We start from the raw sequence: 15,438 nt of genomic DNA, 5'->3' as shown, positions 1-15,438 counted from the left end.
CGTCGATCTGCCAGGCTCATCAGGCGGCTGACGATCCGCACGGGTAGCCGGCCACGACCACTCCCGCTCGGCGTCGAGATCGTCGTGGGTGGATGCCTGACGGCGCGGGGCGAAGCCGCACACATCGCTTGATTGCCCGTCAGTGAAGTCAGTAAGTGGTCGGCATGAGTCCTGCTGAAACCTGCGAAAGCTCGTCGAGCATGCGAACCGCCGCAGGGGTGCCCTGGTGTGCCGAAGTCGTGAAGGCGCAGGTCGGGGCGGACGGCCGGACTGCCCCGTGAGCCCCCGCGATGCATCCTGCCCACTTCCGACCAACCCCGTTCACCCCCCGCCCGCTTCCCTGCACATTCCTTTGGAAAATGCCAAAGCGTTCACCTGCGACCACCACATTCCGTAGTGTCGTGCTCACGTTCGCGGGAACGGCCGTGCAGGGGGAGGGGATTCGGCGTGCCCGGAATCGACGAGAGTCTGCTGGAAGCCATGCGCTTGCCAGGTGCTCGAGGGGCGTCGGTGGTCGACTGGATCAGCGGTCTCGCCCTGGGGGCGGTGGGTGACGCACCCGGTGGAGACGCGGAGGCGACGGCAGCGGAAACCGCCGAACTCGCCCGCCTCGCCACCGAGAGCGGCGCCCTCGCCCTCACCGGACCGTCGGCTGACGGCACGGGTGCATCGCCCGGCGGCGGCGCTCCGGGCAGACCCGACGAGCCGTCCGGCAAGGAGCCCCCCGTACAGGACCTGATCATCACGAACGCCGACTCGTACCACCTGCTCAGGTTCGTCACGACGACCTTCGACAGCACCGTGTTCGTGCACTTATGGCTCGACCGCGGCGAAGGGAACCTGGCCCTGGCCCGCATCCGGCTGGCCGAGCTGACGGACCGGCTGGTGCTCGGATGACCACACCGACCCGGGCCCCGCACACGGACCGACCAGCCTCGGCCCTGCTGAGCACCCTCGCCGCGCAGGGGGCGACCGGCGCCCTGTCCACCGAGTCGGGGATCGTCTACCTCGCTGCGGGACGCGTCGTCCACGTCGAATCCGCCGTCACCCCCGACCTCGGCGACCTGCTCACCCACAGCGGTGCGCTCGCCCCGGACGGCTGGTGGGAGGCGATCGACCAGGCCGGGCGCCGCTGCCGCGTCGGACAGCAGCTGGTGGACAGCGGTCAGCTCCCTGTCGGCGCCCTGGAACTGTGCCACCTGGGCGCCCTCTTCGACGCGGCGTACTTCGTCCTCGCCCACGACGCACCGGCTCTGCGGTTCCGCCCTGGAGCCGCACACTGGCTCGGCGCGGTCCGGGCCGTACCGGTGGACACCGTCCTGCGTGAGTCCAGACGCCGCCGCGAACTGCTGCACCGCATATGGCCCGAACCCGCCGTCGACCGCGCTCCGCTGGCCCGCGTGCCCGGCCCGGACACCGCCGACCTGCCGGCCCGCCGCGGCCGGACCCTCGCCCAGGTCGACGGTGTCCGCACCGCCGCCCAGATCGCCACGGCCCTGGCCTGCCGCACCTTCCACACCCTCGTCGAACTCCGCCGCCTCGCGGCCGCCGGGCTGGTGGCTCCCGTAGCCCCCCTGGCCCCCGTCCCCACCCCAGCCCCCGCTCCCGTGGCCGCCGAGCCGGGCCCCCTTCCTCGTCCCACCGCACCGGACGAGCCCGACACCGCACTCCTGCGACGGCTCCTGCACGCCTTGGAGGCACTGTGATCCGCGCGCGAAGACAGCGTGCCGAAAGGAGACTGCTCATGGCCGTCGAGACCGACGTCCTGGACGAACTGCGTCGGCTCCGCACCCGCATACCCCGGCTGGCGGGCTCCCTCGCGGCCACCGTCGACGGACTCGTCCTCGCCCACGACGTGCCGGACACCGAACCGGAGGGACTCGCGGCGCTCACCGCCGCCGCCCTCGGTGTCGCCCACCGCATGACCGACGCCGCCGCCCGCGGCGACTTCCGCGAACTGCTGGTGCGGGGCTCCGGTGGCTACGTCGCCACCTACGCCGCCGGAACCACCGCCGTTCTCACGCTCCTCGCCGAGGACCGTGTCAACGTCGGCCGTCTCCACCTCGAGGGCCGGCGCAGCGGCGCACGGATCGCCGACCTGCTGGCCACACGCGTGGGGCCCGGCACCGGCCGCCACGCCGACCGGCCGGCGCCCGAAGAGCACCTCGCGACCGTGCCCCCGGCCACCGACCGCCCCATCGGCACCCTCCCGGTACGCACCCCGCAGCGGCCCACGCACCTGCCGCGCCCGCAGACCGGCATCTGAGCCCACCCGGACCACACGACCCACCCAAGCAGAAGACCGAAGGAAAGGAACCGAGCGCATGGCCAACACGGAGACCGCGCTGAAGGAATGCCTGAGCTCCATCGACGGAGCCACGGCCGTGGCCCTCGTCGACTACACCAGCGGCATGGCCCTCGGCACCCTCGGCGGCGGCAAGGAATTCAACCTGGAAGTCGCCGCCGCGGGCAACACCGACGTCGTGCGGTCCAAGCTGCGCACCATGGAGCACCTTGGCCTGAAGGAGGAGATCGAGGACATCCTGATCACGCTGAACACCCAGTACCACCTCATCCGCCTCCTGAAGGGGCGCGGAGGCAGCGGACTCTTCCTCTATCTCGTGCTCGACGCGAGCAGGGCCAACCTCGCGATGGCCCGCCACCAGCTCCGCCGTATCGAAGCCGACCTGGAGGTCTGAACCCGCACCACCGGACAGGAGCCCTCCGCCGCAGCACGTGTAGCGGAGGGCCCCGGCACGCCGCACGGCGACGGCATGCTCCCGCCCGGCCCCCTCTACGGTGTGTGTCATGACGGCACCCCTGGACGTGCTCGTGGTGGGCGCGGGCCCCACCGGACTCGCACTCGCGGCCCAACTGCGCGCCTACGCAACCCCGTTCCGGATCGTGGACCGCTCTTCGGACCGCGCCCGGGAGTCGCGGGCCCCGGCGATCCAGCCCCGGACCCTGGAGATGCTGTCCGCGTTCGGCGTGGCGGACGACCTCGTCGACCGGGGCAACGCGACGGTCGGGCTGCACCTGCACCTGCCCCGGCGGGTGCTGCGCGTCCCGGTGTTCGACGTCGGCTGCGACGACACGCCGTACCCGTTCCTGCTCTTCCTCCCGCAGTCGCAGACGGAAGCGACCCTGACGGCCCATCTGGCCGCGCGGGACGTGACGGTCGAGCGCGGCACCGAGCTGCTGGGCGCCGAACCGGAGGGTGAGTACGTCACCTGCCGCCTGCGACACGGGGACGGGACCGAGGAGAGCGTACGGGCCCGTTACGTGGCCGGCTGCGACGGCGCACACAGCACCGTGCGCTCCCAGGCGGGCATCGGCTTCGAGGGGCACGCCTATCCGCAGACGTTCCTGCTCGCGGACCTGGAGGCCGACGGACTCGAACCGGGCGCCGCGCACACGTACATGACCGCCGCCGGACTGTTGTTCTTCTTCCCGCTCGGGACTCCGGCCACCTGGCGGATGATCGCGATGCATCCGCCGGGCACCGTCGGCGGCAAGGTGAGCCTGGACCTCCTCCAGCGGATCGCGGACGACTGGACACCCGACAGCCTGTCTCTGCGCGATCCGGTCTGGATGACGAGCTTCCGCATCCACAACCGCGGCGCCACCCACTACCGCAGGGGCCCCTTCTTCCTCGCCGGCGACGCGGCACACATCCACAGCCCGGCCGGGGGACAGGGCATGAACACCGGCATCCAGGACGCGCTCAACCTGGGCTGGAAGCTCGCCCATGTCTGCCGTGGCGCGGCACCCGAGGAGTTGCTGGAGACGTACGAGGCGGAGCGCGCCCCGGTCGGCCACCGCGTACGCCGCCTCACCGACCGCGCCTTCACCGTCGGAACGGGCAGCCATCCGGCCCTGCGGCTGGCACGGACGCGGCTCGCCCCGCACATCGCCCCGCTGCTGCTGCGCGCGACCGGTGCCCGGGCACGCCTGTTCCGCACCGTGTCCGAACTCGGCATCCAGTACCGCCGTGGCCCCGCGTCCGTCACCGGGCGGCACCGCCCCCGGCAGGGGCCCCGCGCCGGAGACCGCCTGCCCGACACCCCGGCCGGACTCCAGCGACGCCTCGCCGGACCGGGCTACCACCTGCTGCTCACCGGCCCCGCCCACGTCTGGCCCGAGGACCTGCCCCCGGGCGGACGGCGCGATCTGCTGACCGTGCACCACCTGGGCCCGCGCAGCCCCTGGCCGGGCCCCAGCCACGCCCTCGTACGGCCCGACGGATACGTGGGGTACCTGGCCCGCGGCACCGACCTCGCGGGTCTGCGCGCCTACCTGGACCGCTGGCTGCCGACCCCCTACGAACGCCTACGACAGAAAGCCCAAGACCCACTGTCATAGGCGTCCGTCAGCTGCACACCTAGGCCGTGTCTCCTTGACGGATTGCCAGTGGATCAGCCGCACCCGGTGATCGGTGACCAATGTGGTGTGGCACGGATCGGGCCCTCATACGGGTTCGCCGGGGCCGACGCATCGGCCTGTCGAGATGACGGCGGTGGGTTCAATGGTGCTCGGTCGCTCGCCTGCCTGGCGCAGGGCAACAGAGATCAGGATGGCGAACGCAGCTGCGGCAGTGCAGGTACGGGCATCGTTGAACAGTTCCCAGCGGCTCAGGATCTCCGCATGGTCGGCTGGCGGCGCGGTGGCGGCCCACTGCTTGATGCGGCCGTTGATCGGGACATTCCCGAACCGAGTGATCAGGAAGGACGCGACAGTTAGGAGCCCTGCGGTGGCTGCGAGGACTCGGGCTCGTCCGCGTGTCAGGGCGGCCAGGGTGAGGGCGCTGAGGGCCGAGACCGCCATCGCCCCCTGCACGGTGATCCCGTTCATCTTCATCAGCTCGGTGTGGAAGTCGAGTCTCATGGCGATCGGCACGGAGTTGAAGGTGGGGACCAGGTTGGCGGCGCCGTAGCCGAAGGCTCCGGCAAGCAGACCGGTGGAGAACAGGGACAGACCCAGGGGGAGGCGGGTGCGCATCTGGTTCATGCCTCCTCGGCGGATCGCGTGAAACGATTGCTCGGTTCTCCTCGTAGCCGGCCGTCCGGAAGCCTGCGACCGTAGGCCAACAGCAGGAGATCCTGGGCGGCGCCGAAGACGGGTGAGCCAGAGCCGTACGACCAGTCGAGGTCGTCGGCGCACAGTTGCACTCCGTCAAGGTCGGCACCGAAGAACTTTAGGCCGCTGGGCCGGATGTCATCGAGGAGGATGCGCAGCCGGTTCTCGGGGACGCGCCGGTGGAGGCCGAGGGCGACGGTGATGTCCAGCCCGTGCACCACGTCGTGGCCGAGCGCCGCCGTGAGCCCGCCGACCGGTGGTGTCCAGGGATGGTGGGCGTTGTCCCGCAGGAAGGCGGCGAGCGCGGTGGTGGAGTGGGCGGCCGAATCCCTGCGCGCGACCTGATCGGTCATGCGGTGAAGGTTCCCGCGTGCCTTGACCAGTTCCCCGAGCATCGTTGGCAAGGAGAGGCGGAACCCCATCGACATGTGCGCCGCCACTTCGCGAACGCGCCATCCCGCGCAGAGACTCTGCTCGTTCCACTGATCGGTTTTCAATGTGTCGAACAGGTCGGCCAGTTCTCGGCGTTCCGCCGCGATCGCCGCCCTGACCTCGACACTCTTCCCCTTGCGGGCTGTTGGATTCCCCATGTGATCAAGCCTGAGGCCGACAGATAGATAACGCCAGTAAACAGTTCTGCTGCAATCTAGAATCGCTGCTTATGGAACTCCGCCAGCTGCGCTACTTCGTCTGTGTCGTCGAGGAAGGCGGTTTCACAAGAGCCGCCGCCCGGCTGCATCTGGCCCAGCCCGGCCTCAGCGCCCAGATCCGCCAGCTAGAGAAGGAGCTGGGGCAGCCCCTGCTCGACCGCTCCGCCCGGTCGGTGACACCGACCGAGGTGGGCCGGGCGGTCCTGCCGTACGCCCGGGCCGCACTGGCCGCGGCGGAGTCGGTGCGGCAGACGGTCGACGCGTACACGGGGCTGCTGCGCGGCCGGGTCACGCTCGGACTGGTCTCCGGCGCCACTGGCCACGCCTTCGACATCGCCGCTCTACTCGCGGAATTCCACGACGCCCACCCCTCGGTGGAGGTGACTCTCACCGAGGACACCACGGAGCGGATGCAGGCCGCGCTCCTGGCCGGCGAGCTCGACATCGCCGTCCTCGGAACGGCAGAGGAGGCGCCCCCGCCCGGAGCGGCCTTCCAGACGGTGATCGATGTCCCGCTGGTCGCCGCTGTCGCGCCAAGCGATCCCGTTCTCGACCTCGTCGACGGTACGAGCGTCCCGCTCGCCGAGCTGCGGGATCGGCCGCTGATCTGCCTGCCGCGCGGCACCGGGGTGCGCACGGCGCTCGAACGCGGCTGTGCCCAGGCAGGATTCCGGCCCCGGGTCGCCTTCGAGGCGGCAGCCCCACACGTGCTCTCGCAGCTTGCCGCGCGGGGCCTCGGCATCGCCGTGCTACCTGCCGGTGAGAACGAGTCCCCCCTCGACGGACACCTTCGCACCCTGCGGATCGTCCGGCCCGAGATGCGTGCCCGCATCGCACTCGCCTGGCAGGTCGGCGGCCCTTCGAGCCCCGCGGCCCGCGTTCTCCTCGACCGCCTACGCGAAGTCATTCCCAAGCCCCCCAATTCCTAGACCGCCTCCGTCCTTGGTCACCGTCGTGCCCATATGAGGATGGCGGCGACGTGGAGGGCGGCCTGGTAGGCGACGGCCAGTTTGTCGGTTCGCATGGCCAGGCCGCGCCACTGCTTGAGGCGGTTGATGCATCGCTCGACCGCGTTGCGCTGCTTGTACGACGCCGCGTCGAAAGTCGGCGGGCGACCGCCCGCGCTGCCTCGCCGCAGCCGGTGGCCGACCTGGTCGGACGGCTGGGGGATGACCGCGCGGATTCCGCGTCGGCGGAGGTGACTCCGGATCGCTCGGGATGAGTACGCGCGGTCCGCTAGGACGATGTCCGGGCGAGTTCTCGGCCGTCCGGGTCCGCTTCGCGGAACACGGATGGCGGCCATGACCATCTCGAAGGCCGGAGCGTCGCCCGCCTGGCCTGCGGTGACGCGAAGGGCCAAGGGCCGCGCATGGCCGTCGCTGGCGAGATGGACCTTCGTGCTCAGGCCGCCGCGCGAGCGTCCCAGCGCGTGGTCACCGGGTTCGGCCTGGCCTGGAGCCCCTTTTTCTTGGCTCCGGCGGCGTGCTGGTGGGCCCGGCAGACAGTGGAGTCCACCGAGACGGTCCAGCCGATGTCGGCATCAGCGTCGGCCGCTGCCAGGAGCGCGGCAAGGATGCGTTCCCAGGTGCCGTCCACGGCCCACCTGATCAGACGTTTGTGAGCGGTCTGGAATGAGCCGAGTCCTTTCGGCAGGTCCCGCCAGGGCGAGCAGGTGCGGTACTTCCACGCGATGGCCTCCAAGGTGCGGCGGTGATCGGCCCACCGCCGTCCGCGGACCGGATCGGCCGGCATCAGCGGCTCGATCCGGCCCCACATCGCATCAGTGATCACTAACCGGACGGACACATCCGATCAACTGACCAGCCGATCAAAGAGACACGCTCTAGGCCGGGAGGCCGGCGAGCCAGTCGACCAGGAGCCGGTTGGTGTCGGTGGGACGCTCCTGCTGGACGAAGTGACCGCAGCCGTCCAGGAGGTGTGAGCCCCTCAGCCCGGGCAGCGTGGTCGGGTACGCCTCGATGGCGTCGGCGAGCCAGGTCGTGGACGCGTCCAGGGCGCCTCCGATGAACAGCGACGGCTGGGTGACGGGCGCACCGGCGAAGTCCGCCAGGTCCCGCCAGTCACGGTCCATGTTCCGGTACCGGTTCAGCGCCCCCGTCAGACCGGTGCGCTCGAACTCCGCGGCGTAGACGTCGAGGTCGGCCTCACCCAGCCACTGCGGCAGCCGGCCGGTGGGGAACCGGTCGCGCAACCGACCACCGCGGGCCACGAAATGGGGGTCCGCCTCGGGCAGCGTGTCCGCCGACAGGGCCGCGTAGAAGCCCGCGAGCCAGCCGCGCACGTCGGGCTCGATCTCCGCCTCGGCCCGGCCCGGCTCCTGGAAGTAGGAGACGTAGAACTCCTCGTCACCGCCCATCCGCGCGAAAACCTCACTCGGTCGCGGCCCGCCGGGCGGGGTGTAGGGCACGCTCAGCAGCCCCACCGCGCGGAAGATATCCGGCCGGACCAGAGCGGAGGTCGCCGCGATGGTCGCGCCCCAGTCGTGCCCGACGAGCACGGCGGACGGCTCGCCCAGCGCCTCCACCACGGCGACGTTGTCCTCCACGAGCTCGAGCATCCGGTACGCGTCCGTCTCCGGGGGCCGGGACGAGCGTCCGTAGCCGCGTACGTCCACGGCGACTGCGCGGTAGCCGGCCGCTGCCAGAGCCGGCAGCTGGTGGCGCCAGGCGTACCAGGACTCGGGGAACCCGTGCAGCAGGAGGACGAGGGGGCCGGCGCCCTGCTCCACGAGGTGGGTGCGGCCGGCCGGGGTGGGCACCAGGCGATGTGTGCGGTCGGCGGCGGACGTCTGCGGCATGGATCCTCCCACGATCCGAGGGCGTTCGGTCCATCGATCATCCAGCGCCCGCCGCGCCGCACACCAAGCCTTTTGCCGGATCGGCAAAAGGCTCAGCCGTGGTAGGTGATGTACCCGTTGCCGTCCGCGTCGGAGCCGCGCTGGGTGTACGAGTGCACGTCGGCACGGCTGCCGGACGGCTTGTACACGTAGATGGTGTCCTCGTCGTTGTTCCACATGAAGTTGCAGTTGTCGCGGTAGACGACGTTCTTGGCGTCGGAGTCGGCCCCGTTGCCGCCGCGCAGCTTCACGTAGTCACCCGGCTGAAGGGTGTGGCTCGCGGTGAAGGTGAACCTGTTGCCCGCGTCGTCCCGCACGACGTACCCCTTGAGGTTCACGGTCGTGGAGCGCGAGTAGTTCTTGATGGTCAGGTACTCCGCGGCGGTGTTCCCGCCCGAGCACCGGTTCGAGTCGCTGCCGGGAGCGTCGTACTGGATGCCCCGGATCTTCAGCGCGGAGTCGTACTCGGCGGCCTGGGCCGGAACCGCCGTAAGGGCGGTGAGGGCCCCGGCGGCGACGGCCGTGGTGGCGGCAAGGCGTATGCGCATGGACGTTCGTCCCCCCTGCATGGCCTTCGGGTGAAGGCAATGTGATGGTTCGGTGAAGCATCCGGATCGTACACGCTTCAAGTACGCAGCAGGGCGGGTCCGGTGACATTGCCACCGAACCCGCCCCGCGGGATGTGAGACGTCAGGTGCGCAGCGTCAGGCGCCGCTCGCCCGCAGCATGTCCTCGCGCTCGACGATCTTCACCCGCTCGCGGCCCTCGGGCTCGCCCAGAGCCTTCTCCGCCGCGTCCAGCTTGTACCAGCCGTCCCAGGTGGTGAAGCGGATGTCGCGCTCGGCGAGGAACGCGTCCACGGCCTCGGGCTCGGGGGTGGCGGGGGTGAGCAGCCGGCCGGCGGCGTAGTCGGCCAGCAGGTTCGCCACCGTCTCGTTGGCGTCGCCCTTGGTGTGCCCGATGAGGCCGATGGGGCCACGCCGGATCCAGCCGGTGACGTACGTCGACTGCAGGTGCTCGCCCGTCTCCTGGACGACCCGGCCGCCCTCGTCCGGAACGGTGCCCGAGTCGATGTCCCAGGGCAGCTTGGGGAGCTTGTCGGACAGGTAGCCGACCGCGCGGTAGACCGCGCCGACGTCCCAGGTGTTGAAGGTGCCGGTGCCCTTGACGTTGCCGGTGCCGTCGAGTTCGGTGCGCTCGGTGCGCAGACCGACGACCTTGCCGTCCTCGCCGAGGACCTCGACCGGCGACTCGAAGAAGTGCAGGAAGAGCTTGTGCGGCCGGTCGCCGACGTCGCGGATCGCCCAGTTCTCCAGGGTCTTGGCCACCATGTCGGCCTGCTTGTTGCCACGTCGCGTGGCGATCGAGCCCTCGTCGTAGTCGATGTCCTCGGGGTCGACGATGACCTCGATGTTGGGGGAGTGGTCCAGCTCCCGCAGCTCCATCGGGCTGAACTTGGCCTGCGCCGGGCCACGTCGGCCGAACACGTGGATCTCCTTGGCCCGGTTGGCCTTCAGACCCTCGTGGACGTTGGCCGGGATCTCGGTCGGAAGCAGCTCGTCCGCCGTCTTGGCGAGGATGCGCGCCACGTCCAGCGCGACGTTGCCGACGCCGAGCACGGCGACCTTCTCCGCCTCCAGCGGCCAGGTGCGCGGGACATCCGGGTGGCCGTCGTACCAGGACACGAAGTCCGCGGCGCCGTAGGAGCCGTCGAGGTCGATACCCGGCAGCGAGAGCGCCCGGTCGGCCGTGGCGCCGGTGGCGAAGATCACGCCGTCGTAGAACGCGCGCAGATCGTCCAGGCCGATGTCCGTGCCGTAGTCGACGTTGCCGAAGAGCCGGATCTGCGGTTTGTCGAGCACCTGGTGCAGGGCGGTGATGATGCCCTTGATCCGCGGGTGGTCGGGGGCGACGCCGTAGCGGATCAGGCCGAACGGGGCCGGCATGCGCTCGAAGATGTCTATGGACACACCGGGCTCGGCGGCCACCTCGGACTTGAGCAGGGCGTCGGCGGCGTAGATCCCGGCGGGGCCGGATCCGACGATGGCGACCCGCAGGGGGCGGGGCATGGTCAGGTTCCCTTCGAGCGGCGACAAGCGATCTCAACGGGAAGCTTAAACTAAGGCATACCTAACCCGGTACGAGGGTCCGGTCTATGAGCTCATAAGCCCACTTTATGGGAACTCCCTGGTGGCGCTTATGGTCGTGCTCCCGCGGTGCTCCCCACCGTGGTCCCTGCCCCCGTGCTCAGGGCAGGGACTGCTCCGCCCAGATCACCTTTCCCGCGGGCAGATAGCGCGTGCCCCAGCGCTCCGCGAGCTGCGCCACGAGGAACAGGCCCCGCCCGCCCTCGTCCGTCATGGTCGCGTACCGCAGGTGCGGTGAGGTGCTGCTGCTGTCGAACACCTCGCAGATCAGGTTGCGGTCCCGCAGCACCCGCACACGCATGGGGCCGCCGCCGTACCGCAACGCGTTGGTGACCAGCTCGCTCAGGATCAGCTCCGTGCTGAACGTCAGCTCCTCAAGGCCCCACTCGGCCAGCTGCCGGCTGACCGCCGCCCGCACCTCGCCCACGGCCGCCGGATCGGCCCGCACCGGCCACTCCGCGACCTGCTCGGCGGTCAGCGCCCGGGTACGGGCCACGATCAGCGCGACGTCGTCGCTGGAGCGGGTCGTGAGCTGCGAGTCGAGCACGACCCGGCAGGTGTCCTCCGGCGACTGCCCGGCCCGGCCCAGCGCCTCCCGCAGCATCTCCAGCCCGACGTCGATGTCCCGCTCCCGGTCCTCGACCAGGCCGTCGGTGTAGAGGACGAGCCGGCTGCCCTCCGCCAGTTCCAGCTCCGCCGTCTCGAACGGCAGGCCACCGAGTCCCAACGGGGGCCCGGCGGGCACGGCGGCGAACTCCACACTGCCGTCGGGGTGGATCAGCGCCGGCGGCGGGTGGCCGGCCCGGGCGATGGTGCAGCGCCGCGAGACCGGGTCGTAGACGGCGTACAGACAGGTCGCGCCGGTGACCGGGGCGCTGCCGTCCTCCTCCGTCTCGTCCTGGTCGATCCGGCCGACCAACTCGTCCAGCAGGGCGACGAGTTCCTCGGGCGGCAGATCGAGCGCGGAGAAGTTGTGCACCGCCGTGCGCAGCCGCCCCATCGTGGCCGCGGCGTGCAGCCCGTGGCCGACGACGTCCCCGACCACGAGCGCGACCCTGGCCCCCGACAGGGGAAGCACGTCGAACCAGTCGCCGCCCACACCGGCCTGCGCCGGCAGATAGCGGTAGGCGATCTCCAGGGCGTCCTGCTCGGGCAGGTTGCGGGGGAGCAGGCTGCGCTGGAGCGTCACCGCCATGCTGTGCTCGCGGGTGTAGCGGCGGGCGTTGTCGATGGAGACGGCGGCCCGCGCGACGAGCTCCTCCGCCAGCGCCAGCTCGTCCGTGTCGAAGGGCTCCTGTTTCTCGGAGCGCCAGAAACTCACCACGCCGAGTATCAGGGCGCCGGCCCGCAGCGGCACGGTGATCAGCGAGTGGATGCCGTACGCGACGATCTGCGCGGAGCGCTCCAGGTCCTGCGCCTGCCAGCCCGGGGCCTCGCCCAGCCGGGGCTCCAGGACGGGGCTGCCCGTGGCGAGGCTGCGGCCCTGCGGGGAGGTCTCGACGAACCTGATCCGCTCCCCGGCGGGGTAGAGCGGCGCGTCCTTGCGGATTCCGCTCACCGCGGTCCGGCTGAGCGCGGCCGCCGCGGTCGGCTGCCCGCCGCCCAGCACCGCGTCGAACAGGTCCACGGTGACGAAGTCGGCGAACCGGGGCACGGCCAGCTCGGTGAGTTCCTCCGCGGTGCGGGTCACGTCCAGGCTGGTCCCGATGCCCACCCCGGCGTCGTACAGCATGTTGAGCCGCTCGCGCGCGGTCTCGGCCCTCCCGGACAGGGCCCGCAGCTCCGTGGAGTCGCGCAGGGTGGCGACGCTGCCGGGTGGGACCCCCGCACGGTCCGTGGTCCGCTGGTTGACGGCGAGGAGCCGGTCCCCGACCAGGTGCACCTCGTCCGTGGCGACCCGGCCCGAGGCCAACAGGTCGGCGATGCCCGGGTCCAGACCCAGACCGAGGACGTGCCGGCCCTCGGCGTCGGCGGGCAGCCCGAGCAGACGGTGCGCTTCGTCGTTGGCGAGCAGCAGGGTGCCCCCGTCGTCGACGATGAGCACGCCCTCGCGCACGGCGTGCAGCACGGCGTCGTGGTGTTCGTACATCCGGGTCATCTCGTGCGGCCCGAGCCCGTGGGTCTGGCGCAGCAGCCGCCGGCTCACCAGCGCGGCACCCGCCGTCGCCAGGGCGAGCGCCGCGGCGGCGGCCGCGAGCACGAGCGGCAGCTGGCGGTCGGCGGTCCCGCCCACGTTCTTGGTCGTGATCCCCGCCGAGACCAGGCCCACCACCCGGCCGCCCTGGTCCTTCACCGGTACGACCGCCTGGACGAGCTGGCCGATGGTGCCGTCGATCTCCTCGGTGAACGACTTCCCGGCCAGGGCCGGCGCGATCGTCCCGACGAACTTCTTGCCGATCCGGTCCGGCTTGGGGTGGGTGTAGCGGACCCCGTCGGTGTTCATGACGACGATGAAGTCGACCTTCGACCCCTCGCGGGCGGCTTCGGCACGGGGCTGGAGCACGGCGGTGGGATCAGGGCTCTGCAGCGCCTCGACGGTGCCCGGTGCGTTGGCGAAGGTCTCCGCGACGGCGAGCGAACGGTTGCGGGCCTCCTGCGTCGTGTCGTGCCGCACCTGCAGCACCAGCGCCACGACGGCCGCCACGACCAGCAGCAGCACGATCACCACGACGAGCAGGAACACCTGTCCGGCGACGCTGCGTCCGCCCAGTACCGACCGCAGCCCCGCCACCGGTTGCCACCGCGACCGACCCGCCTCCCACCGCTGCCGTGCCGACGGCGCAGCGCCGGGCCGCAGGGGCGATCGAGTCCCGGATCGACCCAAGAGTCGGACCATGTGCCATGTCTACACTGCCGGGCTCCGGGAGGCGAGGGGCATCACCCATGGTGACAGGGGGTTCTCACCGTTTCATCACGTCCAGGACCTGCACGGGCTCCCTGCCCACCGCACAACGTACGACGGTTTCAGGCGCCCAGCGAGCGGGCCAGCTCGTTCGTGGCACGGGCGATCTCACGGTCCTCGTCCGCCAGCAGCCGGCCGAGCTCGCCGCGCCGGGCCCGTACGGCCTGGCGGGCCGCACGCTCCCACACCACCGGGTTCTCCCGATGGTTCAGCAGCTTCGGATAGACGGCGGCGGTGCTCTCCCACTGCCGGGCCTCGGCGATGCTCTTGAGCAGCCGGATGATCTGGGCCCGGCAGGTCACCTGCGGAAGCTTGGCCAGCTCCCACAGGAACGGAACAGTGGCCGCCGTCGCCTGCTCCACGACGAAACCGAACTGGCAGATCCGTTTCCGCAGGTCGTCGAGGGCGGAGCGGGCGGTGTCGGCATCACCCGCGGCGATGCCGTGGAGCAGGAGGGGAATGGCCGCCGCCGAGCCGGTGGAGTCCTGGATGTCGCCCCACGGCACGCGGTCCAGTGCCGTGAGCGGCGGCTTCCGGGCCGTCCCGGTGGGGGCGTCGGGGCGCTTGGGGCGCTCGCTGCTCGGGTGTTCCGTCGAAGCGCTGCGCATGGCGAGGGGCCTTTCCGCGGCAGTCGTGTCAGATGGGTGGACAGGGTGCGGCCGGCCGGGTCGACAACCGGGCCCAGACCGTCTTGCCCGCCGGGGTGCCGGGGGACCAGCCCCACTCCTCGGACAGGGCGTCGACGATGCACAACCCCCGGCCGTGCTCCTCCAGGGCGACGCCGGTGGGCGCGAACACGGGCGGGTGGTCGTCGAGGTCGGAGACGGTGACCAGCAGGTGGCCGGGATCCAGGAGGAACCCGAGCCGGATCTCCGGCACATCGGGGGTTCTCGGCGCCGCGTGTGTCGCGGCGTTGGCGGCGAGCTCGGTGATGACGAGGGTCGCGTCGTCACAGCGGTGGTCGAGTGACCAGCCGCGTAGCGTGTCGCGAGTGAAGGACCGGACTCGGGCGAAACCCCCCCGGCTGCACTCGATCCGCAGAGTGGCCGAGGCGGACAGGGCGCCTGAGAACTGCGGCAGTGTCTTCGGCACCGAGGGCGGGATCCCGTACGGCATGGCCGAGTGCGGGCCGGCCGGCGCGGGATGACTCGCCCCGGGTGCGCCTGCGTGTGCCGCAGCCCCACTCGGCGGCCGGAGCACGTGCTGCGCAGGTGATGACACGGCATCTCCCCGATGCGACGTCAGGACATGGCGCCTGCCCGGGGGTTGACGCCGCAGCTATTATCCACGCTGAAGGTGCTCGTGTGCAATTGCACGAGAAATTGCGTGAAAATCCAGCCGTCGTGGGTACGCAAGCCGGAACGAGTGCGGTCGAAGGACGCGGCCGCCCTCGGGCGAACGGCCGGGCACACCGTGCGCGGCGGGGAACGAGAACAGCAAGGAGACTGCGGTGCCACCAGTGCAGAACGGAGTGCAGGCCAGCTCGTTGGACGCCTGCTGGATCAAGAGCCGGCACAGCAACGCCGAGGGCAACTGCGTCGAAGTCGCCCCCCTCGTGGACGGCGGGATCGCCGTGCGCAACTCCCGTGACCCCGATGGCCCCGCCCTGGTCTACACGTCGGCGGAGGTGGCGGCGTTCCTGGCCGGTGCGAAGGACGGCGAGTTCGACCACCTGCTCTAGTTCGAAGACCTGCTCCGCGAGACGGTGCCGTCTCGCGTGCGGTGTCACGCCCTTGGGGGAGAAGCGGAGCCCAACTCCCTACTTCTAACGGGCTGCTTGGTGGATGCGTGAAGACCTGGTGAAGT

The 15,438-nt window shown here is 71.0% G+C and carries 16 protein-coding genes; 7 read left to right on the top strand and 9 right to left on the bottom strand.

What is annotated here, in order from left to right:
* Positions 1 to 447 precede the first annotated feature (447 nt).
* The 5 genes from AB0B29_RS36715 to AB0B29_RS36695 all read left to right on the top strand — a co-directional run bounded on the left by AB0B29_RS36715 (position 448) and on the right by AB0B29_RS36695 (position 4,362).
* On the top strand, positions 448 to 897 hold the full coding sequence (locus AB0B29_RS36715) for a hypothetical protein (protein WP_362246916.1): 450 nt from the start codon (positions 448 to 450) through the stop codon (positions 895 to 897).
* Positions 894 to 1,706, top strand: coding sequence for a hypothetical protein (locus AB0B29_RS36710; RefSeq protein WP_362246914.1), 813 nt, complete (start codon positions 894 to 896; stop codon positions 1,704 to 1,706). Before AB0B29_RS36715 ends, AB0B29_RS36710 begins: the two co-directional genes overlap by 4 nt.
* Positions 1,707 to 1,744: 38 nt before the next feature.
* Positions 1,745 to 2,266 (top strand): roadblock/LC7 domain-containing protein, encoded by a 522-nt coding sequence (locus tag AB0B29_RS36705; RefSeq protein WP_362246912.1) that lies wholly within the window; start codon positions 1,745 to 1,747, stop codon positions 2,264 to 2,266.
* A 58-nt stretch (positions 2,267 to 2,324) separates the two neighbouring features.
* Positions 2,325 to 2,699, top strand: coding sequence for a hypothetical protein (locus AB0B29_RS36700; RefSeq protein ID WP_362246910.1), 375 nt, complete (start codon positions 2,325 to 2,327; stop codon positions 2,697 to 2,699).
* A gap of 109 nt (positions 2,700 to 2,808) precedes the next feature.
* Positions 2,809 to 4,362: an FAD-dependent monooxygenase gene (locus tag AB0B29_RS36695; protein WP_362246908.1), complete on the top strand. Its 1,554-nt coding sequence runs from the start codon at positions 2,809 to 2,811 to the stop codon at positions 4,360 to 4,362.
* A 105-nt stretch (positions 4,363 to 4,467) separates the two neighbouring features.
* On the opposite strand, the gene AB0B29_RS36690 is transcribed toward AB0B29_RS36695, so the two are convergent.
* Both AB0B29_RS36690 and AB0B29_RS36685 read right to left on the bottom strand, forming a co-directional pair.
* Positions 4,468 to 5,007, bottom strand: coding sequence for a DUF1772 domain-containing protein (locus tag AB0B29_RS36690; protein ID WP_362246907.1), 540 nt, complete (start codon positions 5,005 to 5,007; stop codon positions 4,468 to 4,470).
* Positions 5,004 to 5,666, bottom strand: coding sequence for a maleylpyruvate isomerase family mycothiol-dependent enzyme (locus AB0B29_RS36685; RefSeq protein WP_362246905.1), 663 nt, complete (start codon positions 5,664 to 5,666; stop codon positions 5,004 to 5,006). Before AB0B29_RS36685 ends, AB0B29_RS36690 begins: the two co-directional genes overlap by 4 nt.
* Before the next feature lie 71 nt (positions 5,667 to 5,737).
* Between AB0B29_RS36685 and AB0B29_RS36680 the strand changes: the two genes are divergently transcribed.
* Complete coding sequence (locus AB0B29_RS36680; protein ID WP_362246903.1) at positions 5,738 to 6,655, top strand: LysR family transcriptional regulator; 918 nt, start codon at positions 5,738 to 5,740, stop codon at positions 6,653 to 6,655.
* Between the two features lie 17 nt (positions 6,656 to 6,672).
* Here the strand turns inward: AB0B29_RS36680 and AB0B29_RS36675 are convergent.
* From AB0B29_RS36675 to AB0B29_RS36645, 7 genes are all read right to left on the bottom strand, one after another.
* A protein-coding gene (locus AB0B29_RS36675) for an IS5 family transposase (protein WP_436845973.1) occupies positions 6,673 to 7,502 on the bottom strand; the annotation gives its coding sequence in 2 pieces (ribosomal slippage) (positions 6,673 to 7,161 and positions 7,164 to 7,502; 828 coding nt in all).
* Between the two features lie 67 nt (positions 7,503 to 7,569).
* Complete coding sequence (locus tag AB0B29_RS36670; protein ID WP_362246899.1) at positions 7,570 to 8,544, bottom strand: alpha/beta hydrolase; 975 nt, start codon at positions 8,542 to 8,544, stop codon at positions 7,570 to 7,572.
* 92 nt (positions 8,545 to 8,636) lie between these two features.
* On the bottom strand, positions 8,637 to 9,131 hold the full coding sequence (locus AB0B29_RS36665; RefSeq protein WP_362246897.1) for a lamin tail domain-containing protein: 495 nt from the start codon (positions 9,129 to 9,131) through the stop codon (positions 8,637 to 8,639).
* Between the two features lie 156 nt (positions 9,132 to 9,287).
* Positions 9,288 to 10,652: an FAD-dependent oxidoreductase gene (locus AB0B29_RS36660; RefSeq protein WP_362246895.1), complete on the bottom strand. Its 1,365-nt coding sequence runs from the start codon at positions 10,650 to 10,652 to the stop codon at positions 9,288 to 9,290.
* A gap of 178 nt (positions 10,653 to 10,830) precedes the next feature.
* On the bottom strand, positions 10,831 to 13,566 hold the full coding sequence (locus AB0B29_RS36655) for a SpoIIE family protein phosphatase (protein WP_362246893.1): 2,736 nt from the start codon (positions 13,564 to 13,566) through the stop codon (positions 10,831 to 10,833).
* 128 nt (positions 13,567 to 13,694) lie between these two features.
* Positions 13,695 to 14,240: a hypothetical protein gene (locus AB0B29_RS36650; protein ID WP_362246891.1), complete on the bottom strand. Its 546-nt coding sequence runs from the start codon at positions 14,238 to 14,240 to the stop codon at positions 13,695 to 13,697.
* Between the two features lie 28 nt (positions 14,241 to 14,268).
* On the bottom strand, positions 14,269 to 14,877 hold the full coding sequence (locus tag AB0B29_RS36645; RefSeq protein WP_362246958.1) for an ATP-binding protein: 609 nt from the start codon (positions 14,875 to 14,877) through the stop codon (positions 14,269 to 14,271).
* A 205-nt stretch (positions 14,878 to 15,082) separates the two neighbouring features.
* Here AB0B29_RS36645 and AB0B29_RS36640 point away from each other — a divergent pair, with 205 nt between their 5' ends.
* Positions 15,083 to 15,313 (top strand): DUF397 domain-containing protein, encoded by a 231-nt coding sequence (locus AB0B29_RS36640; RefSeq protein ID WP_053668903.1) that lies wholly within the window; start codon positions 15,083 to 15,085, stop codon positions 15,311 to 15,313.
* Positions 15,314 to 15,438 lie beyond the last annotated feature (125 nt).

The organism is Streptomyces tibetensis (genome assembly GCF_040647715.1).
Classification (GTDB): Bacteria; Actinomycetota; Actinomycetes; order Streptomycetales; family Streptomycetaceae; genus Streptomyces; species Streptomyces tibetensis_A.
The sequence above is the reverse complement of the archived record's forward strand: the minus strand, read 5'-3'. Positions and strand labels throughout refer to the sequence as shown.

Bases quoted from the DNA above. Each gene is read 5' to 3' on its own strand.
- AB0B29_RS36655 (WP_362246893.1), bottom strand. From the start codon at position 13,566: ATGGTCCGACTCTTGGGTCGATCCGGGACTCGATCGCCCCTGCGGCCC.
- AB0B29_RS36650 (WP_362246891.1), bottom strand. From the start codon at position 14,240: ATGCGCAGCGCTTCGACGGAACACCCGAGCAGCGAGCGCCCCAAGCGC.
- AB0B29_RS36695 (WP_362246908.1), top strand. From the start codon at position 2,809: ATGACGGCACCCCTGGACGTGCTCGTGGTGGGCGCGGGCCCCACCGGA.
- AB0B29_RS36690 (WP_362246907.1), bottom strand. From the start codon at position 5,007: ATGAACCAGATGCGCACCCGCCTCCCCCTGGGTCTGTCCCTGTTCTCC.
- AB0B29_RS36670 (WP_362246899.1), bottom strand. From the start codon at position 8,544: ATGCCGCAGACGTCCGCCGCCGACCGCACACATCGCCTGGTGCCCACC.
- AB0B29_RS36660 (WP_362246895.1), bottom strand. From the start codon at position 10,652: ATGCCCCGCCCCCTGCGGGTCGCCATCGTCGGATCCGGCCCCGCCGGG.
- AB0B29_RS36710 (WP_362246914.1), top strand. From the start codon at position 894: ATGACCACACCGACCCGGGCCCCGCACACGGACCGACCAGCCTCGGCC.
- AB0B29_RS36680 (WP_362246903.1), top strand. From the start codon at position 5,738: ATGGAACTCCGCCAGCTGCGCTACTTCGTCTGTGTCGTCGAGGAAGGC.
- AB0B29_RS36665 (WP_362246897.1), bottom strand. From the start codon at position 9,131: ATGCGCATACGCCTTGCCGCCACCACGGCCGTCGCCGCCGGGGCCCTC.
- AB0B29_RS36705 (WP_362246912.1), top strand. From the start codon at position 1,745: ATGGCCGTCGAGACCGACGTCCTGGACGAACTGCGTCGGCTCCGCACC.
- AB0B29_RS36700 (WP_362246910.1), top strand. From the start codon at position 2,325: ATGGCCAACACGGAGACCGCGCTGAAGGAATGCCTGAGCTCCATCGAC.
- AB0B29_RS36685 (WP_362246905.1), bottom strand. From the start codon at position 5,666: ATGGGGAATCCAACAGCCCGCAAGGGGAAGAGTGTCGAGGTCAGGGCG.